Annotated in this window: 30 protein-coding genes and 2 pseudogenes; 22 read left to right on the top strand and 10 right to left on the bottom strand. The window is 40.6% G+C overall.

Annotated features, from left to right (window positions below; translation table 11 throughout):
* Nucleotides 1–138: 138 nt before the first annotated feature.
* The 3 genes from ACM0OP_RS18380 to ACM0OP_RS18370 form a co-directional block, all read right to left on the bottom strand.
* Complete coding sequence (locus ACM0OP_RS18380; protein WP_414529866.1) at nucleotides 139–564, bottom strand: YidH family protein; 426 nt, start codon at nucleotides 562–564, stop codon at nucleotides 139–141.
* A 291-nt stretch (nucleotides 565–855) separates the two neighbouring features.
* Entirely contained in the window at nucleotides 856–1479 is a 624-nt protein-coding gene (locus ACM0OP_RS18375) for a hypothetical protein (RefSeq protein WP_414529865.1), read from the bottom strand.
* Between the two features lie 113 nt (nucleotides 1480–1592).
* On the bottom strand, nucleotides 1593–2345 hold the full coding sequence (locus tag ACM0OP_RS18370; RefSeq protein WP_414529864.1) for a cadmium resistance transporter: 753 nt from the start codon (nucleotides 2343–2345) through the stop codon (nucleotides 1593–1595).
* 360 nt (nucleotides 2346–2705) lie between these two features.
* On the opposite strand from ACM0OP_RS18370, the gene ACM0OP_RS18365 reads away from it, so the two are divergent.
* The 3 genes from ACM0OP_RS18365 to ACM0OP_RS18350 all read left to right on the top strand — a co-directional run bounded on the left by ACM0OP_RS18365 (nucleotide 2706) and on the right by ACM0OP_RS18350 (nucleotide 5285).
* Entirely contained in the window at nucleotides 2706–3497 is a 792-nt protein-coding gene (locus ACM0OP_RS18365) for a LysR family transcriptional regulator (protein ID WP_462362466.1), read from the top strand.
* A 501-nt stretch (nucleotides 3498–3998) separates the two neighbouring features.
* Nucleotides 3999–4667: a cadmium resistance transporter gene (locus ACM0OP_RS18355; RefSeq protein ID WP_414529863.1), complete on the top strand. Its 669-nt coding sequence runs from the start codon at nucleotides 3999–4001 to the stop codon at nucleotides 4665–4667.
* A 51-nt stretch (nucleotides 4668–4718) separates the two neighbouring features.
* Complete coding sequence (locus ACM0OP_RS18350; protein WP_414529862.1) at nucleotides 4719–5285, top strand: pentapeptide repeat-containing protein; 567 nt, start codon at nucleotides 4719–4721, stop codon at nucleotides 5283–5285.
* Nucleotides 5286–5419: 134 nt separating this feature from the next.
* Here ACM0OP_RS18350 and ACM0OP_RS18345 read toward each other — a convergent pair whose 3' ends face one another.
* Entirely contained in the window at nucleotides 5420–6211 is a 792-nt protein-coding gene (locus ACM0OP_RS18345; protein ID WP_414529861.1) for a sulfite exporter TauE/SafE family protein, read from the bottom strand.
* A 530-nt stretch (nucleotides 6212–6741) separates the two neighbouring features.
* On the opposite strand from ACM0OP_RS18345, the gene ACM0OP_RS18340 reads away from it, so the two are divergent.
* Together ACM0OP_RS18340 and ACM0OP_RS18335 are read left to right on the top strand one after the other, a co-directional pair.
* Nucleotides 6742–7509 carry a phosphatase PAP2 family protein gene (locus tag ACM0OP_RS18340; protein WP_414529860.1) on the top strand — a complete coding sequence of 256 codons (768 nt, stop codon included), beginning with the start codon at nucleotides 6742–6744 and terminating at the stop codon, nucleotides 7507–7509.
* A gap of 69 nt (nucleotides 7510–7578) precedes the next feature.
* A complete protein-coding gene (locus tag ACM0OP_RS18335; protein WP_414529859.1) occupies nucleotides 7579–8007 on the top strand; it encodes a hypothetical protein in 429 nt (142 codons plus the stop codon).
* Between the two features lie 36 nt (nucleotides 8008–8043).
* Here ACM0OP_RS18335 and ACM0OP_RS18330 read toward each other — a convergent pair whose 3' ends face one another.
* Nucleotides 8044–8847, bottom strand: a complete 804-nt coding sequence (locus ACM0OP_RS18330) for a prohibitin family protein (protein ID WP_414529858.1) — start codon at nucleotides 8845–8847, stop codon at nucleotides 8044–8046.
* Between the two features lie 127 nt (nucleotides 8848–8974).
* On the opposite strand from ACM0OP_RS18330, the gene ACM0OP_RS18325 reads away from it, so the two are divergent.
* The 6 genes and pseudogenes from ACM0OP_RS18325 (at nucleotide 8975) to ACM0OP_RS18300 (ending at nucleotide 11809) form a co-directional block, all read left to right on the top strand.
* Complete coding sequence (locus tag ACM0OP_RS18325; RefSeq protein WP_414529857.1) at nucleotides 8975–9175, top strand: hypothetical protein; 201 nt, start codon at nucleotides 8975–8977, stop codon at nucleotides 9173–9175.
* 79 nt (nucleotides 9176–9254) lie between these two features.
* A complete protein-coding gene (locus ACM0OP_RS18320; protein ID WP_414529856.1) occupies nucleotides 9255–10112 on the top strand; it encodes an ABC transporter ATP-binding protein in 858 nt (285 codons plus the stop codon).
* Entirely contained in the window at nucleotides 10069–10926 is an 858-nt protein-coding gene (locus tag ACM0OP_RS18315) for an ABC transporter permease (protein ID WP_414529855.1), read from the top strand. Before ACM0OP_RS18320 ends, ACM0OP_RS18315 begins: the two co-directional genes overlap by 44 nt.
* Before the next feature lie 20 nt (nucleotides 10927–10946).
* The gene (locus ACM0OP_RS18310; protein WP_414529854.1) at nucleotides 10947–11423 is read left to right on the top strand and encodes a MarR family winged helix-turn-helix transcriptional regulator; all 477 of its coding nucleotides are present in this window, start codon (nucleotides 10947–10949) and stop codon (nucleotides 11421–11423) included.
* Nucleotides 11386–11532, top strand: a pseudogene (locus ACM0OP_RS18305) (MFS transporter); the annotation flags it as partial. The gene ACM0OP_RS18310 and the pseudogene ACM0OP_RS18305, both read left to right, overlap by 38 nt.
* Nucleotides 11504–11809: a hypothetical protein gene (locus ACM0OP_RS18300; protein WP_414529853.1), complete on the top strand. Its 306-nt coding sequence runs from the start codon at nucleotides 11504–11506 to the stop codon at nucleotides 11807–11809. The pseudogene ACM0OP_RS18305 and the gene ACM0OP_RS18300, both read left to right, overlap by 29 nt.
* A 200-nt stretch (nucleotides 11810–12009) precedes the next feature.
* Here the strand turns inward: ACM0OP_RS18300 and ACM0OP_RS18295 are convergent, their stop codons facing one another.
* Nucleotides 12010–12339 (bottom strand): helix-turn-helix domain-containing protein, encoded by a 330-nt coding sequence (locus ACM0OP_RS18295; protein ID WP_414529852.1) that lies wholly within the window; start codon nucleotides 12337–12339, stop codon nucleotides 12010–12012.
* Between the two features lie 54 nt (nucleotides 12340–12393).
* Here ACM0OP_RS18295 and ACM0OP_RS18290 point away from each other — a divergent pair, with 54 nt between their 5' ends.
* Nucleotides 12394–12525, top strand: coding sequence for a hypothetical protein (locus ACM0OP_RS18290; RefSeq protein WP_414529851.1), 132 nt, complete (start codon nucleotides 12394–12396; stop codon nucleotides 12523–12525).
* Nucleotides 12526–12612: 87 nt separating this feature from the next.
* Entirely contained in the window at nucleotides 12613–14895 is a 2283-nt protein-coding gene (locus ACM0OP_RS18285) for an FAD/NAD(P)-binding protein (RefSeq protein ID WP_414529850.1), read from the top strand.
* Between the two features lie 31 nt (nucleotides 14896–14926).
* Here the strand turns inward: ACM0OP_RS18285 and ACM0OP_RS18280 are convergent.
* Nucleotides 14927–15418 (bottom strand): annotated as a pseudogene (locus ACM0OP_RS18280) (dienelactone hydrolase family protein); the annotation flags it as partial.
* Nucleotides 15419–15630: 212 nt separating this feature from the next.
* Between ACM0OP_RS18280 and murD the strand changes: the two are divergent.
* Together murD and ACM0OP_RS18270 are read left to right on the top strand one after the other, a co-directional pair.
* Nucleotides 15631–16989: a UDP-N-acetylmuramoyl-L-alanine--D-glutamate ligase gene (gene murD / locus ACM0OP_RS18275; protein WP_414529849.1), complete on the top strand. Its 1359-nt coding sequence runs from the start codon at nucleotides 15631–15633 to the stop codon at nucleotides 16987–16989.
* A 29-nt stretch (nucleotides 16990–17018) separates the two neighbouring features.
* Nucleotides 17019–17162, top strand: a complete 144-nt coding sequence (locus tag ACM0OP_RS18270) for a hypothetical protein (RefSeq protein WP_414529848.1) — start codon at nucleotides 17019–17021, stop codon at nucleotides 17160–17162.
* 55 nt (nucleotides 17163–17217) lie between these two features.
* Here the strand turns inward: ACM0OP_RS18270 and ACM0OP_RS18265 are convergent, their stop codons facing one another.
* Together ACM0OP_RS18265 and ACM0OP_RS18260 are read right to left on the bottom strand one after the other, a co-directional pair.
* Nucleotides 17218–17997, bottom strand: a complete 780-nt coding sequence (locus ACM0OP_RS18265; RefSeq protein ID WP_414529847.1) for an MBL fold metallo-hydrolase — start codon at nucleotides 17995–17997, stop codon at nucleotides 17218–17220.
* 107 nt (nucleotides 17998–18104) lie between these two features.
* On the bottom strand, nucleotides 18105–18494 hold the full coding sequence (locus ACM0OP_RS18260; protein WP_414529846.1) for a nuclear transport factor 2 family protein: 390 nt from the start codon (nucleotides 18492–18494) through the stop codon (nucleotides 18105–18107).
* Nucleotides 18495–18666: 172 nt separating this feature from the next.
* Between ACM0OP_RS18260 and ACM0OP_RS18255 the strand changes: the two genes are divergently transcribed.
* A complete protein-coding gene (locus tag ACM0OP_RS18255) occupies nucleotides 18667–19056 on the top strand; it encodes a hypothetical protein (protein WP_414529845.1) in 390 nt (129 codons plus the stop codon).
* Between the two features lie 39 nt (nucleotides 19057–19095).
* On the opposite strand, the gene ACM0OP_RS18250 is transcribed toward ACM0OP_RS18255, so the two are convergent.
* Entirely contained in the window at nucleotides 19096–19518 is a 423-nt protein-coding gene (locus tag ACM0OP_RS18250; protein WP_414529844.1) for a DUF6335 family protein, read from the bottom strand.
* Between the two features lie 175 nt (nucleotides 19519–19693).
* Between ACM0OP_RS18250 and ACM0OP_RS18245 the strand changes: the two genes are divergently transcribed.
* The 6 genes from ACM0OP_RS18245 to ACM0OP_RS18220 all read left to right on the top strand — a co-directional run bounded on the left by ACM0OP_RS18245 (nucleotide 19694) and on the right by ACM0OP_RS18220 (nucleotide 25197).
* Nucleotides 19694–20098: a DUF2267 domain-containing protein gene (locus tag ACM0OP_RS18245; protein ID WP_414529843.1), complete on the top strand. Its 405-nt coding sequence runs from the start codon at nucleotides 19694–19696 to the stop codon at nucleotides 20096–20098.
* A gap of 158 nt (nucleotides 20099–20256) precedes the next feature.
* A complete protein-coding gene (locus ACM0OP_RS18240; RefSeq protein ID WP_414529842.1) occupies nucleotides 20257–21348 on the top strand; it encodes a DJ-1/PfpI/YhbO family deglycase/protease in 1092 nt (363 codons plus the stop codon).
* Between the two features lie 117 nt (nucleotides 21349–21465).
* Entirely contained in the window at nucleotides 21466–21870 is a 405-nt protein-coding gene (locus ACM0OP_RS18235) for a hypothetical protein (protein ID WP_414529841.1), read from the top strand.
* 109 nt (nucleotides 21871–21979) lie between these two features.
* Nucleotides 21980–22318 (top strand): cupin domain-containing protein, encoded by a 339-nt coding sequence (locus ACM0OP_RS18230; protein WP_414529840.1) that lies wholly within the window; start codon nucleotides 21980–21982, stop codon nucleotides 22316–22318.
* 557 nt (nucleotides 22319–22875) lie between these two features.
* The gene (gene bchB / locus ACM0OP_RS18225; RefSeq protein ID WP_414529839.1) at nucleotides 22876–24402 is read left to right on the top strand and encodes a ferredoxin:protochlorophyllide reductase (ATP-dependent) subunit B; all 1527 of its coding nucleotides are present in this window, start codon (nucleotides 22876–22878) and stop codon (nucleotides 24400–24402) included.
* 417 nt (nucleotides 24403–24819) lie between these two features.
* A complete protein-coding gene (locus tag ACM0OP_RS18220) occupies nucleotides 24820–25197 on the top strand; it encodes a hypothetical protein (RefSeq protein ID WP_414529838.1) in 378 nt (125 codons plus the stop codon).
* The last annotated feature ends 42 nt before the right edge of the window (nucleotides 25198–25239 follow it).

Below are 25239 nucleotides of genomic sequence, written 5' to 3'. Positions count from 1 at the left end.
GCAAATTCTTACACAGCAAGCTTTTTGCCCCTTCCTCTCCGTCGAACTCACGTTATGTTACCTCCTCATTGTGTGGTCTAATTACATGAAAATTGCTGTATCTTGCACTTGTTCATCTGCATCTTCTCGCCCAGCAATTTACTCCAGAATATAACTGTTCAAATAATCTAGGGGAACAGTAAACACATAGTATATAACTCCTCCACCCAGGAGAACCACAGCTAAACTCGCCAAAAATATCCAACGGTCTGGCGGTTGATAAGTATCTTCGTCAATGTCACGGCGAACTGCGAAATAATGCTGAGTAGACAGTAACACTGATAACACACCGACAATAGCAAATGCCAAACCCAACTTCCAACCATTACCAGGGGGTTGTGGTGCTACGGGTGGTCGGATAATCCGCAACCGCACAATTAACACACCAAAACCCATGAGTGCAATTCCACTCCGCATCCATGCCAAATAAGTCCGTTCATTCGCTAGATGATCTCGGATTCTGTCCGAGCGATACATCTTCTTTCCTAACTTATTCAATTCCAATCTTTCTGTTTCTATCTTCATAAGATTTGCACTGGTAACTAACTAGTCAAAATTTTTAATACTTAATTGATATTTTCTCACATAAACAAAAATTATCAAAGCAATAATACATAATTCACAAGTTTTTTTCATAATTTATTGTTGAGGCATCTAATTAGATAATGTACAGAAATTTCCCATAAATTATTTTGATTAAACTTGTATAATTGATAATTTTTAATTTGCCAATAACTTTAATTACATAAATGGGAGCCAGAATAAATCTGACTCCCATGTTTTATCAACTTACTAGCTTGATTGAAAAATTAATCCTTAATCATCTATTTTAGCGGTAGTAAGTCCAGCATCCAGTGCAGCTTGAATATTTTCAGGAATCAACCAGTTAGCTTCACCAGCTTGGAGAAATTTAGCCGGTGGGATATTAAATTCAGTTTCTCCAGTTTCGGCATTTGTGGTCGCAACTAACCGAGTTCCATGCACAATCTTTAAAGCTTGAGGAGATGTAGCTGCTTGTGATTCTGTAGCCTCTTGTCCAGGGAGATAAACGCCTTGACAGTCCCATTCATCATCGGTTTCTACACCACTAGGGAGCAAATACAATTCATTATCGTAGGTTGAGGTAGATTTTTTGGATTTCTCACCGTACACCAGCAAGGTTTTCTCTGTGTCATTGCGACAAATTCCTACAGGATCTTCGCTATTTTCTATAAGATATTTTTGAAATTTTAAATTCGCAATTTCTAGCTGAATCTCTGGTGTAGAGCCTTGAGTTTTTTGCTCTTGCAAAGCAGTATCTAATGCTTCGGTGAGTTCTATATAGTCTGGGTATAAACTATATTTTTGTCCTGCCCAGGATGGTTGAGAAATCATTAAATTTCCTAGCAGCAATAAGCAGACAATAGCAATTTTGACCAGATGTGTAGAAAGTATTTTCATGTTTTTATCCTGAAAAGTTGTATATCTTTGAGCAATGTATAACTACCTAATTCAAGGTGTTATGTCAGATTTTTTTCATCTATCTATTGATGCAACTTAGACTTATTTAATATTTATCTTGGTTTAACCCTAGATAAAATTTCATGTTCGGGTGATCCCAAAGAAAAAGTGTATTTTTCTTGCCAAGCATTTTTGCCGACAACTAACAGGTAAGCAGCAAGACTGATACAAGTGACGATAGCTAAGGCGGGAGTTTCTAAAGTGTGGCTTTCCATTAAAATAGAAGCACCCAACCCGATTAAAATGAACGGAACGAGGGGATTTCCGTAGCGAACAATCAAAGCAGCGATCGCACTGACTTGAGTTAAACAATAAGCCGTATAACACCATACACCCACCATCACAAAGAACACTGCCAAAATCACCAGCAAGCTATCCCAGGTATTGGTAGCAAACATTGGCATATAGATACTGATATTGTCCCCACCATTGGCGATCGTTACTGCTGCGACAGCGTAAGATTGCGGTGAAAGAAAGTTACACCACCAAGATGGCGAAGATTCGGGGTTGTTGAAATCTTCCTGTTCGTCAGTCTCTGGATTTAATAAACGACTGATACCAATGATCATAGGAATAATACCGAGTAAGCCAATCCAGGATGTTGGGAGGATAAACTTGCCAAAAAAGCTCGGTAAACTGGCAATTACTAACAAACTAAAACCCAAATATTGACCGATAACGATGTGACGACGGCGAAAGGAAGTATTTATCTGTGAAAAAAACAGCGACAAGATGACGATATCATCCAGATTTGTGGCAACGAAAGCAGTCAATCCTGTGGGAATAGCAGTTAATAATCCGCTCATGTGCATTTTCTAATTTGTATAGCTGGGGAGTGGGGAGTAGGGAGTAGGGAGTGGGTTAAAACCCGACTGCTGTCTAAGTTTGATTATCCGTTTATGTCTTAACCTCCTGGGCGGTTGCTGTAATTCCTGTGACGGTGTTTAATCCTGGTGCAAGATTGTAATTTTGACCAATCAGCCTCTTTTAGGTGCGTAGTTTTACTTTATGGCTTGCCATCAATAAGAGCAAACAGTCTTTCTTGTCGAATCGATAGATAAAATTTATCGATTGCAGATATAACAGCATATACTTATCTACAGTTTTCCGCCCAGTTTAGCGTATAATACTTCAAAATGTATAAATTACTATCCTAAAAAGCAAAAATGACGCTGGAACAGTTGCGAATTTTTTTAGCCGTTTCAGAAATGTTGCACTTTACCCGCGCAGCTGAAGCACTTTATATTACCCAGCCAGCAGTGAGTGCGGCGATCCAAACCTTGGAAACAGAATATGGGACGAGGTTATTTCATCGTATTGGTCGTCATATTGAAATTACAGATGCTGGTAAACTATTACAGGGTGAAGCGCAGAAAATTCTGGATCATGTACAGTTAACTGAACGTGGCTTGAGGGAATTAAACAATCTGCAACGAGGAGAGTTAAAATTAGGTGCAAGTCTGACGGTGGGAAATTATTGGCTACCTGAAAAAATTAGCCAATTTAAGCAGTTATATCCTGGTATTTATATTAACTGTAAGCTGGGAAATGCTGAAGAAATTTGTGAAGGAACTGCTGTGGGTATGTATGATTTAGGTTTGGTGACTGGGGAAATTAAAGCATCATTGCAGCACTGTTTAGAGAAAGAAGAAGTAGGAAGCGATCGCTTGCAAATAGTTGTCAGCAAATTTCATCCTTGGTTTCAGCGCAATCCAATCCAATTAGGTGGGATGATTAATCCACCAAATAAACCAGGAAGGCTGGCAATAACTAAAATAGTAAAGCCTAAATACTGCCCTGCAATAATATGTCGGCATCTAAAATTAGAGTTTATTTGCGAAAACAGCAGTAATAAAATCACGATATCATCAATATTAGTGCCAATAAATGCTGATATTCCTACTAAGAGTGTAGTAATTAACTCACTCATTACAATATATCCTGATTATTTTAATTAACTTATTATACCAATTCCCATTCAAGTGAGGTACAAGCAGTAATAATTAAACGCAGATGATTTTGTACCTCTATTAAACCTACATTTATGTCTAATTTTGGATTTGAAACCAGTCCCTAACACCAAAAATAAGAACGCTAAGGAAACAGATTTTAATATCTCTGTAGCTGTGATTTATAATCGTCGGGAGAGAATCTGTAACCGAAAAAAGATTAATTAAATTATCCATAAATTTTAGTTATCGTTTTAACAAAAAAGAGTATTTGCTTTTATGGAGTCATAAGACCTAATATTAAATTAAGAAACAAACAGGTAAGTTACTCAAAAAAACATTACTCAAGCAATAGCATTTAATTTAATAGCGATCGCCTAAAAACATTCACAAAATTTATCGACTGCTCATGCTAGATACAACAGTCGCAAAAAAGCCTAATCTGCCCTCAATTTAAAAATTAGAGAGGGAGTAAAAAACAACAAAACTACATCCTTGCGAGCAATAAATATGAGTTGGTTAATTGGTACAATAATTATCGGGATATCTGCTGCGATCGCAACTACCTTTGATGATAATTTATATTTGACGGCGTTCTTCGGTAAAGTCAATCATACCTTTCGTCCCAGACATATTATTATCGGTGAATTTCTAGGATTCACAACTTTGGTATTTGCCAGTCTTCCTGGTTTTTTTGGTGGTCTCATTATTCCTCATACCTGGATTGGATTACTAGGTTTTCTACCAATCGCCATTGGGATTAATCATCTGCTGCGTAAAGAAGATGAAGAAGAAACCACACAAGCCGTATCAATTAAATTAAATCATACCAAACCTCAGCGCCAGAAATCGCTATGGGCAACAATCCGCGACCCTCAAACCTACCGCGTTTCTGCTGTGACTATTGCTAATGGAGGAAACAACATTGGCATCTATGTACCCTTATTTGCCAGTAGCACCCTTCCACGCTTAGGAGTAATTTTGTTAGTTTGCTATTTAACAGTTGGGCTGTGGTGTTTTCTATCTTATCACCTGACTCGTAACCCTATGATGGCTACTGTTCTAGCTCGTTATGGTCAAAAAGTCTTCCCCTTTGTCTTAATCTGCTTAGGATTCTCCATCTTAATGGACAGCGAAAGCTACCTACTACTACCCATCCTAGCCATGTTTTCCAACTAAACACTCAGCGTCACTCTCCGTTAAAAAACTCTCAAAAACATAAACTAACTCATGAATATACTCAACTTCAAAAAACTCAGTTCGTGGATTTGCGGACTATTAATCGCATTTTCTCTACTGAACCAACCCCAAGCTCTAGCTCAAATAGAAACATTACCAGAACTAACCCAACCCGCTCCCGTAGAAGTTCCCATAGCTTTACCAGTGCAGTCCATCCCTGCAAACGTCAGCCATTTATTACAAACAAACGAATGTGTGGGATGTGATTTAAGTGGAGTATCCTTTGCAAGAGCAAACCTACAATCTGCTAATTTAGAAAGTGCAAACCTCCAAAATGTAAAATTTGAAAGCGCTAATTTACAAGGAATCAACCTCAAGTTAGCAAATTTACAAGGAGTAGATTTAGGCAAAGCCAACATTGCACAAGCCAATCTGCAAGAAGCAAATTTATTTGATGCCGATTTAGAAAAAGCCAACCTCACTAATGCAAATCTCCAAGGAGCAAATCTCCAAAATGCTGACTTAGAAAAAGCCAACCTCACTAATGCAAATCTCCAAGGAGCCAATTTACAAGGGGCTGATTTAGAAGGAGCAATCGGAATTTTCGGACAGGTCTAGTAGGGAGTGGGGAGTGGGGGAAGAAGACTTTATTTCTCTCTGTGCCTCTGCGTGAGATAAAAAAGATGTGGTTCATTTACCTGAAAATCGCTGTAATAAACGCTACACAGTCTCAAAACCCTATTCTTCTGTGACTAATAAACAAACTTGGTGCTGACCATCATTAAAATAAAATAAATCATAAATCGTAATGGTTTTTGAGGGACAAATTGGCAGATTTTCGCCCCCAGTAATACACCTGGGACTGAACCCAGCCATATTGGTAAAACTAAACTCCAATCAACTGTTCCTAAAGTTAGATGTCCCACAGCCGTAAATAGTAATAAAATCGCTGCTTGGGAAATATCTGTACCTACCAACCTTCTCGCATCCAAGCGAAAAAATCCTATCAGCACTAAGGCAAACATGGAACCGGAAGCGATACTGGTTAAACCGACAACACAACCTAAAATTGCTCCTACACTTACTGTTTGCAAGCGTCCTAGTGGAGTTGTTAAGTCAAATTTAGGGAGTTCAGGTAATTGTAAATGAGGGAAAAAAGTCAACAGCAGCATTTGCAACAACGCCAAAACTGTAACTATAAAAATTGTTATCCCTAGTAAGTGCAGTGTAATATTGTTCAGGTTATGCTCTCCCTGCTGTTTAATTAGGTGTAGTATCCCTACCCCCAGCAGAGAACCAGGAACGCTTCCCGACGCTAACCATTTCACCACTTCCACATCTAGGGTTTCTTGTTGCCAGTGTTTAATGCTACCAACAACTTTCATGAGTGTAGCTGCAACCACATCAGAACTTACTGCGACAGCAGGTGGTACTTGAAAAATAAAAATTAACATGGGAGTGATGAGGGAAGCGCCACCAATTCCTGTTAAACCAACCAAAATACCAACTAGAAAGCTGAAGAAAGGCAACAATAAAAAATTCATACTCCTGTCCTTGACCGGGGTTTTGTAACTGTGGTTTTGTTTAGCTGAAAGTAAAAGATTGGTTGTAACGCTGCTGTATAAAGCCTTTTAGGGAACCGCAAGTTTTAACTAGCTGTGGAAAATTTTCCATAAAGTACATAAAGTCGATCAACTTACCGTATTTTAAGCGTAAAAGCTCATCCAAGTCTATATTTTGGTAATGTGATACAAAATGAATAAATTTTTTGATACGTCAATTAATTGCTTTCTAGAGTGGAAGCTATCTACAGTAAATATTTCCTTCTAAGAGGATGTTTTAAAAGTTTTAGGCGAATATAATTCGCTACTACACAGGCCAAGTCCACCTGCGTGGACTAATGAAAAATCAAGGTTTTTAACCCGCGCAGGCGGCCTTCCCTACAGGAAGACGCTTCGCGTCAAGTTTGTGTAGCCGCGACTTCTAGTAATAATCAATACTTTACAAACGTCCTCTAAGTAATTTAATCAGTAGAAGTGATTTTAAAACCTACACTATCAATATTGTGTTTAAAATGGCAGATTTAGAAAATCAAAGCTTACCTTCAAAACCAAAATCACCCCTAGAGTTGGGGCGAAAATTACTAATTACTCATTGGCGTGCTTTGGTGGTACTATTCGTGGGGGTATATGTACCACTACAAATTTTTGGCTTATTGGCGTTAAAAGTAGAGCAAAATCGAGGTGGATTTCCCTGGGATTTACCGATTTTAATGACAATTCACTCTGTAGCCCAGCCCCAGTTAGATAAATTCGCGGCGCTGTTAACCAAGCTAGGTTCGTTTTGGACTGTGTTACCTATGATGATGGCGATCGCACTTATTTTACTCCTACAACGTCGCTGGCGATCGCTCACATATTTATTCGTGACTGCTGCTGGTAGTACAATTATTAACCACACGGCCAAGGCATTTTGGCATAGAGTACGTCCCGATTTGTGGACTTCAGTCGCACCAGAATATGATTATTCATTCCCCAGTGGTCATGCCATGACCAGTATGACATTGATTGCTATTTTGGTAATTTTAACTTGGGATAGTGTTTGGTGTTGGTTAACAGTAATATTGGGTAGCGTGTATATCCTAGCCATTGCTTGGACGCGTCTATATTTGGGAGTACATTTTCCCAGTGATATTATTGCAGCTTGGATGGTGGCGATCGCCTGGGCAATAGGCGTAAGTTTAATTATGCGTCCATCACAGTCAACTAATATTACCAACGATCACCCAGCAAGTGAAACCAAATTATTACCAGAAGAACAGCAATTAATCAATAATCAATAAAGTTTGCTGCTAGACATATTTTCTATTTTGTTTTAAACTACGGTAAGTTGATGTAATTACTGTACTATTATGACAAATATTGAAGAAGCTAATCAAGAGCTTTTATCACCAACCCCTGAAAATTTACCTAAAACATTATTGCAGAAGATCAGAGGCGGATTATTCTTAGTTATTGGATATTTATTATCACCATTATGCTGGTGGAATGACTTAATATTTAACTTACCAATTGCCTATGCCTTCGGTTATGTTTGTAGTCTTTTTGCCCCTAAATTACTGATGCCAGGTGTTATCATCGGTTATTGGCTATCTAATATTATTGGGATTTTGTTAATGCAAGCAGGCGCAATCGATGTCTTACAGAAACAAACCGAGGAACGCAACTTAAAAAAAGAATTATTGACAGGCTTAGTTTCTTCAACTGTATATACATTTTTAATTGTGGCATTAATTCAGTTACATATTATCGATACTCCCAATTTCTTCTCTGCCAGTTAACCAAAACCCCAGTTATTAATACTGGGTTATTTAATTCTATTTTAATTTGAAAATATCATTCATATTTAAAACTTTAGGAGCATCCTTAGACATAATTAAAGGTAATTTACCATCCCATTTTTCCACAAACTGTCTTTCTAGAATGTCATCACTTAAAGTTTCACGGAGTAATTTGTTTGCTGCTGCTTCTCCTTGAGCTAAATTTACCTTAGCTGCCGCTTCTTTAGCTGCTTTCAAGGCAATAAAATCGGCTCGCTTGGCATCTTGTTCCGCAATTTGTTTAGCCTCAACTGCTTGATTAAATTGATTAGAAAAATTGACATGAACCAGTGAAATATCATCAACTACTATATGGTATTCATGCAGTCTCGTAGTCAATGTATAATCAACTCCGGCTTTTACTTCTTCTCGTTTAGTGACAATTTCTTCTGCTGTATATTTAGCTATTACCGCCTTTAAAACTTCTTGTATAGCCGGATTAATAATTTTTGTAATTATATCTTGTTCATCACCAATATTTTGAAACACAATATTAGTCTCTTCCGGGATAATATGCCAGTTTAATGATACATCTGTAAAAACAGCTTGTAAATCTTTAGCAGAAGCTTCCGCCGCAATTTCTTGTTTTTGAATTTTCACACTGATTTTTTTGACTGTGTTAATAATAGGAAATATAATATGGATACCCTCTCCTAATACTGTTTCTTGCACCTGACCAAACTGCATTAATACACCGCGTTCTCCAGCATTTACAATCACACAAGGTGTCAGCAAAATTGTAATTAGAAATAAAAATGCAGTTAACTTACCAGCATTGTTTGTTAATTTATTTTTTGTCATGTTAGATATCTTCAAAAAGAATAAAAACTTGGTTATATTTCTCTAATATTGCTAATTTGGAAGGGTGGTTACAAGGTCACGGCTGAAACTTTTTCCAGAGTTGCTTGGGTTCAATTGGGTAATTTCATTGGATGCAACTGCTGGAATTACCACCTTTGCCCCTTTTGCTGCTAGTGCGATCGCCGTAGCTTCACTAATTCCCGCAGAAGCTCTAGTAATAATAGCTACTTTACCATCTAATTTCCCTATTCATGTCACCTCAATCAAGCACTTTTTTATTCGTGATCCTGGTGGTAATCGCCTAGAAATAGCAGAATCCCCAAATTGAAATCTAGGCTCTTGACTTATCCGCAAATTATGGCAAACTAATATTTAGATAAGCTAAATATTAACAGTGTGTAAGACTCGTGACCATATTTACGGGAAACAAAGACATTTCACAACCACTAAGCAATAGTCCTGAAGCCGTGATTTTAGAGACTCAGGGACTAACACGTTACTTTGACAAAGCAGTTGCAGTTGATGATTTGAGCATTACTGTAAAACAGGGTGAGATATTTGGCTTACTCGGGCCGAATGGGGCTGGCAAAAGTACAGTCATTAAGATGTTGACCACCCTGTTACCTGTCAGCGCCGGGAAAGCAACTATAGCTGGCTATGACGTGGCACATCAGGCAGCTGGTGTGAGGCGACTATTAGGCTATGTACCCCAGGCACTTTCTGCTGATGGAAGTCTGACGGGTTACGAAAATTTGTTAATCTTTGCCAAACTGTATGACATTCCGCGTAGTCGCAGACAAAGGATTATTCAAGACGTTCTTGGTTTCATGGATTTGCAAGATGCAGCTCACCGCTTAGTACGTAACTATTCTGGTGGCATGATTCGCAAGCTAGAAATTGCCCAATCAATCATGCATCAACCCCGAATTTTATTCCTCGATGAGCCGACGGTGGGACTAGATCCCATTGCCCGTAATCAGGTATGGGAACTTGTACAACAACTGCGGGAAGATTACGGTACAACCATCTTTTTAACCACTCACTTTTTAGAAGAAGCCGACAGTCTATGTAATCGAGTCGTGATTATGCAGCAGGGCAAAGTTGTGATTACGGGTGTGCCTAGTGACTTGAAGGCGGCTTTGGGTAAATCTCATGCAACTTTAGATGATGTGTTTATTCACCACACAGGCGACGAATTAAAATCAGGAGGAGTCAACTACCGTGACACAGCAAGAACCAGGCGGACATCTCAACGATTGGGTTAAGGCAAAACCAAATCGCCGAACCAATAATTTTATCTCTGCGCTGAATCAGATATTTACTAAAACTTTGGTAATTGCTGAAATGGAAGTGCGGAAACTCCGGCACGATCCTACGGATTTAATCATTCGTGCTGTACAACCAGCATTATGGCTACTGATTTTTGGGCAAGTCTTCTCTCGCCTGCGCGCAATTCCTACGGGGGATTTACCTTATTTAGACTTCATGGCGGCGGGTATTCTGGCGCAGAGTGTGTTGTTTGTGGCCATTTTTACAGGTGGAATGACGCTGATTTGGGAGCGAGATTTAGGCGTTGTGCATAAATTCCTGGCTAGTCCGACACCCCGAATATCAATGGTATTGGGGAAGTCTCTAGCTTGTGGGGTACGGTGTTTATCACAGGTATTTATTATTTATGGATTGTCATTTTTGTTAGGTGTGCAACTAAATCTGCATCCCTTCGCTTTTTTGCAAGTCCTTCTAATTGTGATGCTGGGGGCTGGTTGTTTTTGCACTTTTTCGTTAATTATTGGCTGTCTGGTGAAAACCAGAGAACGGATGACAGGAATTGGGCAATTGTTAACTATGCCGTTGTTTTTTGCCAGTAATGCGATATATCCCATTTCGTTGATGCCCAACTGGTTAAAATTTTTATCCCACGTCAATCCTTTGACCTATGAAGTGGACGCATTACGTGGGACGATGTTAGCTAATGGTGTTAGTGTCTATGGTATTGGTTGGGACTGTATGATTCTCTTGTTAACATTAATAGGCTTGACCCTTATCTGTGGACGACTTTATCCACGGGTGGCAATGTAATCAGGAGAACAATAAGCATTATGAAACTCGATAAACCTACTGAGGGCGCAACTTCCTCTGAATGTGCTGCTAAAGTCATGGAGACGGTTCCGTTGATGATGCGGTTTATCCGAGCGGATATGCGTGTTCATAGTGCTGCTTCTTTATCAGTACCACAGTTGCGATCGCTGGCATTTCTCAACCGCAATCCAGATGCTTCGTTATCTGATTTAGCAGAGCATCTGGGTGTCACCTGTGCTACAGCTTCAGCAACTACAGAAAGATTAGTACAACGCAACTTTGTTCAACGTGTCGATGATCCCCAAGAACGGCGGCGAGTTCTTCTGAATTTAACTGAAGAGGGAAGGCATCATTTAAAGCAATCCCAAGACCAAACTCGCGCTCATATTGCCGAACTTCTGGACCATCTCACACCAGAGCAAATTTCGCACATTGAAGAAGGGTTAGGTCTACTAAAAAATGTCTTCGAGCAAAGAGAAATTAAACCTCCCCAATGATGAATCTGCAAAGCATGATCCTTTTGCAGCGCTGAGGTTTCGAGATTATCGACTATTTACAATTGGGCGTGTAGTTTTGTTTGTTGGGTCACAAATGCAGACTGTGGCCAATTGTTAAAGTTTTAGATTACAAATCTGAACGTGAAGATTGGCAAGGTGATTACAATATCTACCGCATTGTTGAAGTGCTATGGACGATTGATTGTACTAACCCACCTGTAGCAGCCAAGGCAAATGCCATATTTGATTATCAAGAAGTCCTTGATTACCGGAGTGGCAATATTATGAGGCTAGAGGATTTACCCACTTTTAAGGAACATTGGGACACTCAAGGCGGACTTCTCGCTTTCCAAGAATATGTTCAATCAAGACTTGCAGTTATTTAAAATCTCCTCTAACTCACATCTCTAGCCCTGGCGATTAGAAATCGCGGCTATACAAACAAAGTCCGCCTGCGCGGACTAAGATAAAATTAAGGTTTTCAACCCGCGTAGGCAGGTTTCGCCTGTGTAGCCGTGACTTCCAGTCGCCTGGTGCAAGATATGTGCTTTTATTTTTGACATTGTAATGTGACAAATCCGTGCTATTACTTAGCAACAACTCGTGTTATGGCCTGTGAATGAGATTGAGATTTGCTGGTAACTACAATCTCTACATCTTGACCCAACGCATTCAAGAAGCGAAACAACCGCACGGTAGAAAAGCCTGATAATTTTCCGTTAATCAAAGCCGATACCTTTGGTTGATCAATTCCTAAAAGTTCTGCTGCTTCAGTCTGCGTCATTTGTTGCATGGTAATAATTTTGCTAATTTTACGTGCAAGTTCAGCTTTCACAAACAATTCATCAGAGTTCTCTAAGCCCAAATCGGCAAATACATTACCGTTACTTGATTGTATTTGAATTACCTCAGTCATTCTTGCTCCCCCTGCTTTTGGCTGTAGTATGCTAGTTTTGGCATATTTTTGTCAATGTCATACCTAATTTTTCAGCAAAATAGCGATCGCCTACTCCTTAAACTAGAATTTAGTCAGAAACTACGGTTAATTTATCAATTAGGTGTAGTTTTTACTAAAAAGCAGAGTATTATAGAAATTTATTGAATTTTTCATCTGGTTGAGAAATGCCCTTAATCCCAGTAAATAGACTTTATTCAATCGGCGTAACTATTGAATTTAACTGCAACCGCCATGAACTCTAGTTTTTTGACTGCCCATACTCCCACTACGATCGCAATTGTTGGCGGAGGCTTTAGTGGTTCTCTAGTTGCTACCCACCTATTGAAAACTGCTACTCAACCCCTGACCATCAAGCTAATTGAGCGCAGTTATCAAATTGGTAAAGGAATTGCCTACAGCACGAATACCAACTGTCATTTGCTGAATGTATCAGCAGGTAACATGAGTGCATTTGCTCATGATCCGGGTCATCTGCTGCGTTGGCTGCAATACAACCGCAATGAGTTAGCGGCATTTTTTTCTGAAGAAGTTAATCCTAGTACCTTCATTCCCCGCAAAGTCTATGGTTTATACATTCAGTCGATTTTGGCAGAAGCAGAAGCCACAGCACCTAGTGATGTCCGATTAGAACGCTTTACTGATGAAGTCGTGGGAGTACAGCCTGAAGAAAAAGGGGCGATGATTTCTCTGCGTAGTAGTCGCTGTTTTGCAGCAGATAAAGTTGTGTTGGCATTGGGTAACTCACCCTCTGCACCCCCCGCAATTCAAAATAATGATCAAAGTTATCTGCGAAATGCTTGGTCAGCCGATGCTTTAGCAGACCTTGATCCCGATGCGCCTGTGTTGCTAATTGGTACGGGACTGACGATGGTGGATATGGTTTTATCTCTGAGCGATCGCCAGCATCGAGGTAAAATTTATGCTGTGTCTCGACGGGGCTTATCTCCCCTCAAACATCAAGCGGCTCAACCTTATCCCAGCTTTTTGACCCCAGAAACTGCACCAAAAACTGTGCGCGGATGGTTGCATCGACTGCGTACAGAAGTGAAAACTGCTACTAGCCAAGGTTACGACTGGCGAGCGGTGATTGATTCTCTACGTCCCATCACTCAGAAAATTTGGCAACAACTACCAACTTCAGAACAGCAACGTTTTTTGCGTCATCTCACACCCTATTGGGACGTACATCGTCACCGTATTGCCCCACAAGTGGCAGATGTGGTTATTAAAATGCTGGATTCTGGTCAACTCACTATTTCCGCCGGGAGGATTCAAGAATATCAAGCTTTGCCTGACGGTGTAGCAGTGACTGTCTGCCAGCGTAAAACCCACATTAATCATACCTTACAGGTCAATCGGGTAGTGAATTGTACAGGGGTAGCCGCAGATTATCGGCGATCGCCTCATCCTTTGATTGCCGAGTTGCGATCGCAAAATCTAATTCGCCCCAATGCCATCGGTTTAGGATTAGATACAGATACTCAGGGTGCTTTATATACAGCAGATGATGAAGTTTCCCAACTTCTCTATACCTTGGGAACTCCGCGTAAAGGCGACCTGTGGGAAACTATTGCTGTTCCAGAATTACGGGGACAGGCACAGGAATTATCCGAGGCATTATTGCGATCGCTACCAGTGCGTGTGCGTCCTATTCCCACTATGCCTTTGTTGAGCGATCATCGCACTCCAGAGATCCCCCAGTCAACCTTACTATTTCGTCAATTCTTTGACCCAGAAAGCAGTAGTTACACTTATCTAATTGCCGATCAGCAGACAGCAGATGCTGTGATAGTTGACCCTGTATTAGAGCAAATTGACCGCGATTTAGAATCATTAGAGGAACTGGGATTAAAGCTACGCTACTGTTTAGAAACTCATCTTCATGCCGATCACATTACAGGAGCAGGGAAACTCAGGCAAAAAACAGGCGCTGAGGTGATTGTTCCCCAAAATCCTGTTGTGACAAAAGCTGATCGTTCCCTTGTGGGCGGCGAAACCCTGAAAGTGGGATCAGTAGTTATTGAAGCAATTTCCACTCCAGGACACAGCGCCAATCACATCGCATATTTGGTAAACAAAACCCACCTGTTAACGGGTGATGCTTTATTTATTCGTGGTTGTGGACGCACAGATTTTCAGGGGGGTGATCCTGGAACTTTATACGATGTAGTGACACAACGCTTATTCACCTTACCAGATGATACCTTAGTCTATCCTGCTCATGACTATAAAGGGCGCACAGTTTCCACCATTGGCGAAGAAAAGCGGCTTAATCCCAGATTTAGTAACCGTAGCCGTGATCAATTCATTACCATCATGAATAATCTCAAATTAAGTTATCCCCAGAAGATGAATGCAACAGTACCAGCCAATGAATACTGTGGTGATTTTATTCCTCAAGAAAGCTTAGAACTGGCTATGAGTTCAGTCACAGATGAAGAACAAAAACAAATAGAACGCACAGTCACGACTAATACGGAAATATACAATGATTACTTTGCTATGTATATTTAGCGCTAGGTGAAAATGCCATATTTGCCATCTGTTATTGAGGATTCACGCCGCGCTGTTTAAACCATGCTTGGAGACGTTTCCAGTCATCTTTAGCTTCTTGCTCCCGATAAGAGGGACGATAATCGGCAAAAAAGGCATGGGGTGCATCGGGGTAAACGATGATTTCTGATTTACTGCTGCTGCACTTCAAATTGTCTCGCATTTGCTCTAGGGACTTTAGCGACAACTTGACGAATTTCGTCTATGTTACTCAATTTTAAAACATCACATTGACGAGTGAATAATTTCGGTGCGTAAGCGCGAAGCGACTTGTCGTAGACATCGCTAAATAACCCAACTTAGCAAAGCGGCGGGTAACATCCTGAATATGCTCATGTACGCCAAAAATTTCTTGAATCACCAGCACAATGGGGAAATTTTCGCCTTTTGCAGGTAACGCTCTGTAGACAGAAATTTCACCATCTTTTACCGGAATTTTGACCGCACCTGCTATCAATCCCTCAGTATCAGTGGTGATGACTTCTTGAGTTTGGCAAAAAAGTTTTCAATAGTGTTTATTCTTTTCTACCAGTTCTGATTCCAGTTTATCTAATTGATGACACGCCCTAGTTTGAAAACACGCCCTAGAGATGGGGTCTTATAAAATTGTAGCCGCCATCCACAAAAAACTTGTGTAATTTCTGCCAATAAGCGTTAATATAATGAGTGCTTAACCAGGGAACTCTGCTACAGTCTATGCCTAGAGCTTCAGTAATTGGATTGGGAAAGTCTGGTATTGCTGCGGCGAGATTGTTAAAAAGGGAAGGTTGGGAGGTAGTGCTAAGTGATAGTAACACCTCCCCCAGCCTCCTGAAACAACAACAACAACTCGCACAGGAGCAAATTACAGTAAAATTGGGACACTCCCTCGATCTCATCGACACTGATTTAATTGTTGTTAGCCCCGGAGTACCTTGGGATATACCCGTCTTACTGAAGGCGCGAGAATTAGGCATTAAAACCATTGGCGAAATGGAACTAGCTTGGCGACATTTGCCAGCTACCCCTTGGATAGGCATTACCGGCACTAACGGCAAAACCACCACTACCTCATTAATTGCCGCCATATTTCAAGCCGCCGGTTTAAATGCTCCCGCCTGTGGTAACATAGGTTATGCTGCCTGTGATGTAGCATTAGCAGAAAAACTGCCAGATTGGGTAGTTGCCGAAGTTAGCAGCTATCAAGCAGAATCTTCAGTTACTCTCGCCCCGCGCATCGGTATTTGGACGACTTTTACCCCAGACCATCTGGCAAGGCACAAAACTTTAGAAAATTACTATAACATCAAAGCTAAGTTATTAAATCAGTCCCAGTTGCAAATATTTAACGGTGATGACCCCTATTTAAATAAAATGGGTATCAGTCATTGGCCTGATGCATATTGGACAAGTGTGAAAGGGAAAGATTTCTTAATTGGTGAACAAGGCTTTTATATTGCAGATGGTTGGGTTGTGGAAAAATTAAAACCCACCTGCAAACCAGAAAAAATTATCTCTGCTTCAGCCTTGCGAATGGTAGGAGAACATAACCTGCAAAATCTGTTAATGGCTGTCGCAGCTGCGCGGTTAGCGGGAATTTCACCTGATGCGATAGAGACTGCAATTGGCAAATTTTCTGGTGTTCCCCACCGTTTAGAACATATTTGCACTTGGAAAGGAATTGATTTTATTAACGACAGCAAAGCCACTAATTATGATGCGGCGGAAGTGGGTTTAAACTCTGTCAAAAGTCCCGCCATTTTAATCGCTGGGGGAGAAGCTAAACCTGGGGATGATACTGGCTGGTTAGCCAAAATTCAAGCTAAAGCGGCGGCTGTGTTATTAATTGGTAGTGCTGCACCAGCATTTGCTCAACGCCTGCAAGCTGTAGGTTATACTAATTACGAAATTGTGGGGACTATGGCTGAGGCTGTACCTCGGTCGGCGGAATTGGCGAAACAATATCAAGCCTCTGTGGTTTTGTTGTCTCCCGCTTGTGCAAGTTTTGACCAGTACCCTAATTTTGAGGCGCGGGGTGATGATTTCCGCAAGTTGTGTTTGGTTTGGGTGAGTTAAAATGTAACCAGCAGCAAGTTTTGGTTTTTATGACTGTAAAATTAGATGCTGAAAAGGATAAGAGTTTAAATCCAGAAACAGAGGCGGAAAGGGTTCTCTGTCCTCATTGTCTCCGCACTGCTACTAATGGGGTGAAGTGTAAGGGGATATGTGTGGCTGATAGTGATTATTAGGGGAATGTCTTACGCAGAGGGGCAGAGTTAGAGAGGGTGTGAGTACACTTCCTGATTATACTTTTAATGGGCGTTTTTGCAGTGGCAATTCTAGGCGATCGCCTGGAGTCGCTTCTATAACTTGTGTATTTAGATTATTCTGACTGAGTAAAGAGTTCAATTCTTCTAGGCTACCTTCAGCTTTTAATAATTTTGCTAGGAAACCTGTAAAAATGACATCTCCGCCCGCAGCTGTGGGTAACATAATTTGTGGTTGTAAAGATTTGGCAATTTCTAATGCACTTTTTCTCCCTTTGATAATTGGTAAACCTAGAGGTAATGTCACATCAATTATGGGGGTGATGACTACATCCACTGGTGCAGATTTTTGAACTTCTGCTGAATGATTCCCGTGGGGTTCATAGTAAAGTTTTAAACCACTATTTAAGTCGGTAATTAGATAACCATTTTCTACTAGGTTATAACCCACTGTGGAGCCAGGAAAAGCTGTGATTTCCACTTGGTTATTTAAAGTGAAACTTTCCCCAAAGTTGAGAGGTGTAATATCTCGATAACCAAATTCCTGAACTACTTTGATTGCATTGGGGGAACCCACAACTGGAATTTCCCGGTTAAGTTCCTTGAGGGTTGGTGGATGACTATGATCTTCTAAGCCTTGAGACAGCAAAATTAAATCTATATTCTCTGGTATGGGGCGTTCTTGTGTGCGATAACCTTTGAAAAACCAGTCTACATTACCAAAGGTTAATGAACCAATTAGCCACGGGTCTAGTAATATCCGTTGGTTGCCAATTTCTAGTAACCAACTATTGCTGTCTAACCAAGTTAAGTACATAACCAAATTTAAAATAATACCTAGTTTTATTATGCCTGGGTTTCACGATTCTGGCAGATACACCCGGATATTTACTCCAAAGGTTTAAAACCCTATAAAAACAACTTCTAAGATCGCAGTTGTGTTACCATCAGTGAGGGATTCCAGTAGGCGCGAGTTGTTTTAATTTTACCAGCTGCGTTAATTTCAAAAATCGTAATTCCTTCAAAAATAACTGATTTACCTCTTTTAGTCACACCGTGCATTGTCCACTTCACCGCCGCTTCATTCCCCGCTACGAAGATATGCTCAGTTGTGGGTTGGAGTTGCTGAAAAAATCCTTTTAACTGGGCGATAAATTCCCGATATCCTTCATGTACTTTTGTAGGTGGCTCACCAACAGGATCATGACTAATCGCATCTTCTGCGAAATTTTCTAGCCAGCCTTCTGGATTCATGGCTGCAATGTTAGCAAAATAGTCAGAGACAATTTTTTCAAAGGGTGAATGTGCTATCATGCGATTCGATTCTTTTGGTGCAAGATGAAAAAACTGTTGCTGATTATACAGCTAATTTGGGGATTTAAGCGTTAAATACAGTTTTTCTATCAATATTCCAGGTTTCTAGATTCTTTGCCAGAAGAAAGGTTATCTCACCGTTAAAATGTGATTAATATTGCAGGATAAAAACGTGAAAAAAGCAGTTATTACCCAAATCCTTATTTCCTCCCTGAGTGGCTTAACTTTATTTCTTCCCAGTCAAGCTTCTGCTCAGTTTTTACCCCAACCCTGGGTTTCCATTGGTGAAAAAGATGGCGATGTCACCTATGCGGTGGGAATCAGAGCTTTAGATTTTGGGGTGGAGTTAGGCAGGGGGCCTGATGGTGCGACTGGTGCAGATGTGCTGAAATTCATCAGCTTACCTGTGATTTCACCCTATGTGGGAGTTGGCTGGTATTCCGAAGATAAGGGGGTGGCTTTTTCTGGTGGTGTTCAAGTGGGTGCTGGTGATAACGTTTTTATCGGCGGTGGTTACAATTCAGTGCGCGGTGTGAACGGCCAATTGGGAATCCGATTTTAATTTGCAACCAGAATCCCTGAATTAGACATTTGGGGATTCTCAAGATTTGCGTTCTGAATAATCATCAGCAGACATGGGATCTAATTCCCAACGAGAATCATCACGCTCTTCTAAAATATCATTGGTACGGAGAGCATCCTGGTTGTTCATTGGTAATCCTACGGCTTCTCCTAACTCGTCAGTGATATTTTGATCAGGAGTAGGGGCTGTACCACCCACCGCTTCATCCCCCACTGCATCCTCTACTTGCCAATAAGCATCGATATCACCCCCAGTAATTTCGGGGCTGGTATGGGTATATTGACGTTTTCTTTGTCTGAGCGATGGGCAAAGCCCCGCCTCCGGCGATCGCCCACAAATATTATACCCCGGCATATCCTTAACACCAGTACCATAAGATTCGGTAATCTCCGGAGCTAAATCATCACTATTAATCTCTGGATTCTGATTATTTTCTACCATAAATAATACAGGTTTTTTCTACCTCTTGATCCTAACGTTGCCAGATCCAAATCTGATATCACCAACGATGTATTACTTTAGTCATAAAAAATATATCCCCTGAGTACGAAGATAAAATAATTGTTAGCTCGTATTCTAGTAAGTAGAAAAACTAGTTAAATCCCAGCTATATATTATGGAATATAACGAGTTTATTACACACGTCCAAAGCCTAGCACAATCAAATTCTCGTGAAGAAGCAGAACGTGCAACCCGTGCAACTTTAGCAACTATTAAAGAGCGTCTTCCTCAAGATGAAGCCCAAGCAGTAGCCGCAGAATTACCCCTAGAACTAGGTCAACCCTTGCAAGCAACAGAGGGGGAAAGTAACGCATCCTTCAGTATGCAAGAATTTATTTCTCGTGTGAGTCAAAAAGAAAATATAGAACCGACAACCACCGTCATTCATGTCCGCGCTGTATTTGCAGTCCTACAAAATGCGATTAATCCCGAAAAATTTGCCAAATTTCATCATTATTTTGATCATGGTTACGAAGAACTATTCACCACATCTCCCAACAGCGAAATTCCCGCACTATAACCATATTTAATCAATAGAATGTCTTTGTCTAGCCACCGTCCAAAAAGTTAGGACATAAACAATTAAGGAGTTTTAAAGCTATTCCCAACTCCTGAGCTAAAAAACCCCCATTCTCTGGTTACTCATAAAACTGACCTGATCATTAAATAGGAAAAATCATGACAAACTCTTACAATGATTCTCGGAAAAAAAAAGTTGCTATTTTGATTGAAAACGAAGTTGAGGATTTAGAATTTACCATCCCTTGTAATGGATTAAAACAAGGTGGAATGGAAGTAGTTGTCCTTGGTTCCCGCATGAACGAAAGATACAAAGGTAAACGAGGTAAACTGGCTGTACAACCTGATGCTACTACCACAGAAGCCATAGCTGGAGAATTTGATGCAGTGGTAATTCCTGGTGGTATGGCTCCCGATAAAATGCGGCGCAACCCCAATACAGTCCGCTTTGTCCAAGAGTCCATGAGTCAAGGAAAATGGATAGCTGCTATTTGTCACGGGCCACAACTTTTAATTGAGGCTGATTTGCTCTCAGGGAGAAAAGCCACTGGCTTTAGCTCTATCCGCAGAGACATCATCAACGCAGGTGGAAATTATTTAGATCAGCAGTTGGTAGTAGACAAGAATTTAATTACCTCTAGGGAACCAGGGGATTTAGCAATTTTTACCACAGCTCTGCTGAGTCGTTTGGGTTATGGTGGTAAAGATGCGGCACTTCCAGATGAACAAGATACCCGCGCTGAATGGTGGAAACTGGCTGATGCTTGGGGGGGTTCTACTAAAGGTGATATTACTAAAGGCTTGAATACAGCGTTAAGTGGAGAGCGTTATTCCCTGGAAGCCTTGGAACAGTATGCTGAAAAAGAATCTAATTCCGAAGTGATATCGCTGTTTCAAGAGATGATTGCTAATAGACAGGGACACATTGAGACATTAGAAACCTATCTCGACAGACTGGGTGAAAAACCGTCTTTCGTGGCAAATATCGCCAATCAATATGCTAAGGTCAAAAGTGCTTTGACTGGGAGTGATGACATCTATCAGTTACGTTGCGCGTTAGGAGATGTACAGACAGGTATTGGTGATATGAGCAGTTTGTCTGCTATGTACACTGACCCAGTAGCAACGGCAATTTTTAAATCAATTTACCAGGATTTGCTGCAATACGAACAGCAATTAGCACAGCTATACCGGGGAGGAATAAATACTCAAATTAAACCTCCCAAACCCACTACAGGGGCGGCTGTGTAGATATCTGATTACTGGGTAAAGGCAGGGGTGAAGAAGCAAAATAGCAAATTCATTCATTGCTACAACCCAAAGATATGCAATTAGCAAAAAATAGTCATCCCATCACCGAGGATTTTTATGCAACGTGTATTTTCTTGGTTACAAAATATGCTTCTGCGCCAGATTTTTATAGTTTTTCTGATTGGTTTTAGCTTTTTCTCCTTTGAGATTTTTAACTACGGTAATGATATGCTGTTGGCGAGAGTGGAAACGGTGAAAAGTCCTGAAGGTATTTATTACAAAGGTACGCCAAATGAGCAAGATTTGAGAAGAAATAATTCACAGGTTGATAATGTGCAGAAGAATCTCAAAGAAACTACTAGGAATGTGATAGAAAAATTGAATCTTGATGAACCAATTCCTCAAGGGACAAAGGAGTTTTTAGATTCAGTCCAAAACCAAGTGGAAGAAACGGTTGAACCCATGACTGGTACTCGACGTGGATACTACCAAACTAATATTCCCGAAGCCCACAAGAGATAACTCATATCTTGCACCAAGCCCCGGCGATTAGAAATCGCGGCTATACAAACAAAGTCCGCCTACGCGGACTAACGGAAAAACAAGGGTTTTGAACCCACTGGATTAGTATATGACTGATACAAGTGTGAAAAAAGTAGACTCTAGCCATTCGCCTCAAGGTCAACTCGGTCAGAAGTATTTAGCCTCTGGTAACTCAATTTCTATGCGTCTTTGGGAAGATGAACAACCAAGGGCTGATAAACAACCCACATCCCGTGAGTATGAAACAGTTGGCTATGTAATTAAAGGTTTGGCAGAACTGCACATAGAAGGACAAATGATTTTATTACAACCTGGAAGTTCTTGGGTAGTGCCAAAAGGGGCAAATCATACTTACAAAATTCTGGAACCGTTTACCGCAGTGGAAGCAACTAGCCCACCTGCTCAAATTCATGGACGAGATGAATAGACAATTTTGAACTTGCTACTGTGTGCGATCGCGCCAGTCCTACTTTTTGGGATCGGATGACTATTTTAGGCTACAGCTACATGGGGGTATATCGGGGTATATGGGGGCGATCGCCAATAATATCCCTCAGATTACCAAATGCATTACTATACATACACGTTAGAACATAAATTAATCATAAAAGTTAGATACCGAAAGTCTTTTACCCCACTCCCTACTCCCCAGCTATAATTACGAATTATTTTAACATCCTCCTTTCCACTTCCTGCGCGCCTGGATCGGTGCAAAATATTCTTAGCAATAATTTAACAATTTAAATAATCAACAAAAATTGATAAAAATATTTGTCAAATCGTTAAGAGTTATGTAATTAAACAACAACAATATTGTCAAAAATAGAGCCTAAATGCCTAGCTGCAACTAGCTTTCAGGTATTAATTACCAACCCCATCAGCAAAAATTCCCCTTTCATTCTGACTCCAACATTTGAGACAATCAGAAGCGATTTCATAATCGTGCATTTATATTTATTTCAGTTGCAAAGGGAGAACACATTCATGAAATTAGCTTACTGGATGTATGCAGGGCCAGCCCACATCGGCACATTACGGGTCGCCAGTTCCTTTAAAAATGTCCATGCGATTATGCACGCCCCTTTAGGAGATGACTACTTTAACGTCATGCGTTCCATGTTATCGCGGGAGAAAAACTTTACTCCTGTCACCACCAGTGTAGTTGACCGCCACGTTTTAGCTAGGGGTTCTCAAGAAAAGGTGGTAGATAACATCATCCGCAAAGATGGTGAAGAACACCCTGATTTAATTGTGTTAACTCCCACCTGTACCTCTAGTATCCTCCAAGAAGATTTACATAACTTTGTGGAACGGGCGCAGCTAGAAGCTAAAGGTGATGTGATGTTAGCGGATGTCAACCACTACCGCTTTAACGAACTGCAAGCCGCAGACCGCACACTGCACCAAATTGTCCAGTATTACATCGAAAAAGCCCGGAAACGGGGGGAATTACCAGAAGGTAAAACCGCCAAACCTTCTGTGAACATTATAGGTAATTCTACCCTGGGTTTTCATAACAACCATGACAGCACCGAACTCAAACGGTTGATGGCTGACTTGGGAATTGAAATCAATACAATCATTCCTGAAGGTGCTTCGGTTCATGAGTTGAAAAAATTACCCCAAGCCTGGTTTAACCTACTACCTTACCGAGAATTGGGTTTAGCGACTGCGACTTACTTAGAAGAACAATTCGGTACACCCTATGTAGACATTACACCGATGGGTGTAGTTGAAACTGCAAGATGTATCCGTAAAATTCAGCAGGTAATTAACGCCCAAGGCGCTGAAGCTGACTATGAAGCATTCATCAACGAACAAACTATGAATGTATCTCAAGCAGTTTGGTTTTCCCGTTCTATTGACTGTCAAAACTTGACTGGTAAAAAAGCCGTAGTCTTTGGAGACAACACCCATGCTGCGGCCATGACCAAGATTTTGTCCAGAGAAATGGGGATACACGTTGTTTGGGCGGGAACCTACTGTAAATATGATGCAGACTGGTTCCGGGAACAGGTGAGTGAATATTGCGATGAAGTGCTGATTACTGACGATCATGGGGAAATTGGGGATGCGATCGCCCGTGTGGAACCCTCAGCCATATTCGGTACACAAATGGAACGCCACGTAGGTAAACGCTTAGATATTCCTTGTGGTGTGATAGCTTCACCCATACACGTACAGAACTTCCCCATCGGTTACAAACCATTTTTAGGCTACGAAGGGACAAACCAGATCACAGACTTGATTTACAACTCCTTCACCTTGGGAATGGAAGATCACCTGTTAGAAATCTTCGGGGGACACGACACCAAAGAAGTAATTACCAAAGGAATTTCCGCCGACTCAGACCTCAACTGGTCAAAAGATGGACAAGCCGAATTAAACAAAATCCCTGGATTTGTCCGAGGTAAGGTCAAGCGGAACACCGAGAAATTTGCACGTGAGAGAGGCTTTAAAGAAATTAACGCCGAAGTGCTTTATGCAGCCAAAGAATCCGTAGGCGCTTAGAAAAGAGGAAAGGAACAGGGGAGACAAAAACCCTGTTTAAGCTATATAGATCCCCGATTTCTTGAAGAAGTCGGGGATTTGAGCCTGTCACATCAACATTACATAATCTTTCGTTTGTCAAGATCCATTCAGGATCAGTTCTGATGTATTTCAACTGATCTGGGTAATTTATCAGACAAGTGATACGCTAAAAACGTGATTTATTTAACTCACTGAAAATCTTTTGATGGCTGAAATAATTCTACCTTTGTCTGTGTTCACACAGTCACAAACTTCCATAACCACTTACTGGAAATAAATTCAATCTTTCAATTGTGTAGAAATTTATTTGAGCAATCAATATTTTGGCTATCAGATAGTCAAAATATTGATTTATCTGGGTGAGTAAATTAGTTATGGTATTTTTCCATAAGAATAATGCTGAAATTAATTAGAAAAAGATTTCTGTTTTTAGTGATAGCTTTTATCACTGTAACCTCTGTATTAATTGGTTCTCATAGTTTCCATTTTCATGAAAAAGCTGTTGCTGCTAATGTTTGGAAATTCCCTTGGGATTCATCTGTTACCTTCAGAACCAATCATACCAGAGCCGGTTCTACAAATGGGGGTTGGCATTCTGATGGTTATATTGGAACTAACAATGCTTTAGACTTCATGATCCCTAACCTCACTGCTTCTTATGATGTTCTCGCACCTATTGACTCGGAAGTTTTAAGTTTCTGTTATGCACCAGGGGGCGATTATCATGCAGCGATTAAGTTGAGAGCTTCTACTGGTCAAATACAGAAATGTTGAATCTCGTTACAAAACTTTACATATTCAGGTATAGTAGTTTTA

Origin of the sequence: Nodularia chucula CCY0103 (genome assembly GCF_963923915.1) — a bacterium.
Lineage (GTDB): Bacteria > Cyanobacteriota > Cyanobacteriia > Cyanobacteriales > Nostocaceae > Nodularia > Nodularia chucula.
Note: the sequence above shows the minus strand (reverse complement) of the source record. Positions and strands in the feature narration are given on the sequence as shown.

Coding starts and splice junctions, on each gene's coding strand:
- ACM0OP_RS18245 (WP_414529843.1), top strand. CDS start 19,694: ATGGAATATAACGAGTTTATTACACACGTCCAAAGCCTAGCACAATCA.
- ACM0OP_RS18330 (WP_414529858.1), bottom strand. CDS start 8,847: ATGACAAAAAATAAATTAACAAACAATGCTGGTAAGTTAACTGCATTT.
- bchB (WP_414529839.1), top strand. CDS start 22,876: ATGAAATTAGCTTACTGGATGTATGCAGGGCCAGCCCACATCGGCACA.
- ACM0OP_RS18240 (WP_414529842.1), top strand. CDS start 20,257: ATGACAAACTCTTACAATGATTCTCGGAAAAAAAAAGTTGCTATTTTG.
- ACM0OP_RS18355 (WP_414529863.1), top strand. CDS start 3,999: ATGAGTTGGTTAATTGGTACAATAATTATCGGGATATCTGCTGCGATC.
- ACM0OP_RS18290 (WP_414529851.1), top strand. CDS start 12,394: ATGTCATACCTAATTTTTCAGCAAAATAGCGATCGCCTACTCCTTAAA.
- ACM0OP_RS18235 (WP_414529841.1), top strand. CDS start 21,466: ATGCAACGTGTATTTTCTTGGTTACAAAATATGCTTCTGCGCCAGATT.
- ACM0OP_RS18350 (WP_414529862.1), top strand. CDS start 4,719: ATGAATATACTCAACTTCAAAAAACTCAGTTCGTGGATTTGCGGACTA.
- ACM0OP_RS18220 (WP_414529838.1), top strand. CDS start 24,820: ATGCTGAAATTAATTAGAAAAAGATTTCTGTTTTTAGTGATAGCTTTT.
- ACM0OP_RS18265 (WP_414529847.1), bottom strand. CDS start 17,997: ATGTACTTAACTTGGTTAGACAGCAATAGTTGGTTACTAGAAATTGGC.
- ACM0OP_RS18270 (WP_414529848.1), top strand. CDS start 17,019: ATGACTGTAAAATTAGATGCTGAAAAGGATAAGAGTTTAAATCCAGAA.
- ACM0OP_RS18365 (WP_462362466.1), top strand. CDS start 2,706: ATGACGCTGGAACAGTTGCGAATTTTTTTAGCCGTTTCAGAAATGTTG.
- ACM0OP_RS18335 (WP_414529859.1), top strand. CDS start 7,579: ATGACAAATATTGAAGAAGCTAATCAAGAGCTTTTATCACCAACCCCT.
- ACM0OP_RS18310 (WP_414529854.1), top strand. CDS start 10,947: ATGAAACTCGATAAACCTACTGAGGGCGCAACTTCCTCTGAATGTGCT.
- murD (WP_414529849.1), top strand. CDS start 15,631: ATGCCTAGAGCTTCAGTAATTGGATTGGGAAAGTCTGGTATTGCTGCG.
- ACM0OP_RS18295 (WP_414529852.1), bottom strand. CDS start 12,339: ATGACTGAGGTAATTCAAATACAATCAAGTAACGGTAATGTATTTGCC.
- ACM0OP_RS18370 (WP_414529864.1), bottom strand. CDS start 2,345: ATGAGCGGATTATTAACTGCTATTCCCACAGGATTGACTGCTTTCGTT.
- ACM0OP_RS18230 (WP_414529840.1), top strand. CDS start 21,980: ATGACTGATACAAGTGTGAAAAAAGTAGACTCTAGCCATTCGCCTCAA.
- ACM0OP_RS18380 (WP_414529866.1), bottom strand. CDS start 564: ATGAAGATAGAAACAGAAAGATTGGAATTGAATAAGTTAGGAAAGAAG.
- ACM0OP_RS18250 (WP_414529844.1), bottom strand. CDS start 19,518: ATGGTAGAAAATAATCAGAATCCAGAGATTAATAGTGATGATTTAGCT.
- ACM0OP_RS18260 (WP_414529846.1), bottom strand. CDS start 18,494: ATGATAGCACATTCACCCTTTGAAAAAATTGTCTCTGACTATTTTGCT.
- ACM0OP_RS18340 (WP_414529860.1), top strand. CDS start 6,742: ATGGCAGATTTAGAAAATCAAAGCTTACCTTCAAAACCAAAATCACCC.
- ACM0OP_RS18285 (WP_414529850.1), top strand. CDS start 12,613: ATGAACTCTAGTTTTTTGACTGCCCATACTCCCACTACGATCGCAATT.
- ACM0OP_RS18375 (WP_414529865.1), bottom strand. CDS start 1,479: ATGAAAATACTTTCTACACATCTGGTCAAAATTGCTATTGTCTGCTTA.
- ACM0OP_RS18345 (WP_414529861.1), bottom strand. CDS start 6,211: ATGAATTTTTTATTGTTGCCTTTCTTCAGCTTTCTAGTTGGTATTTTG.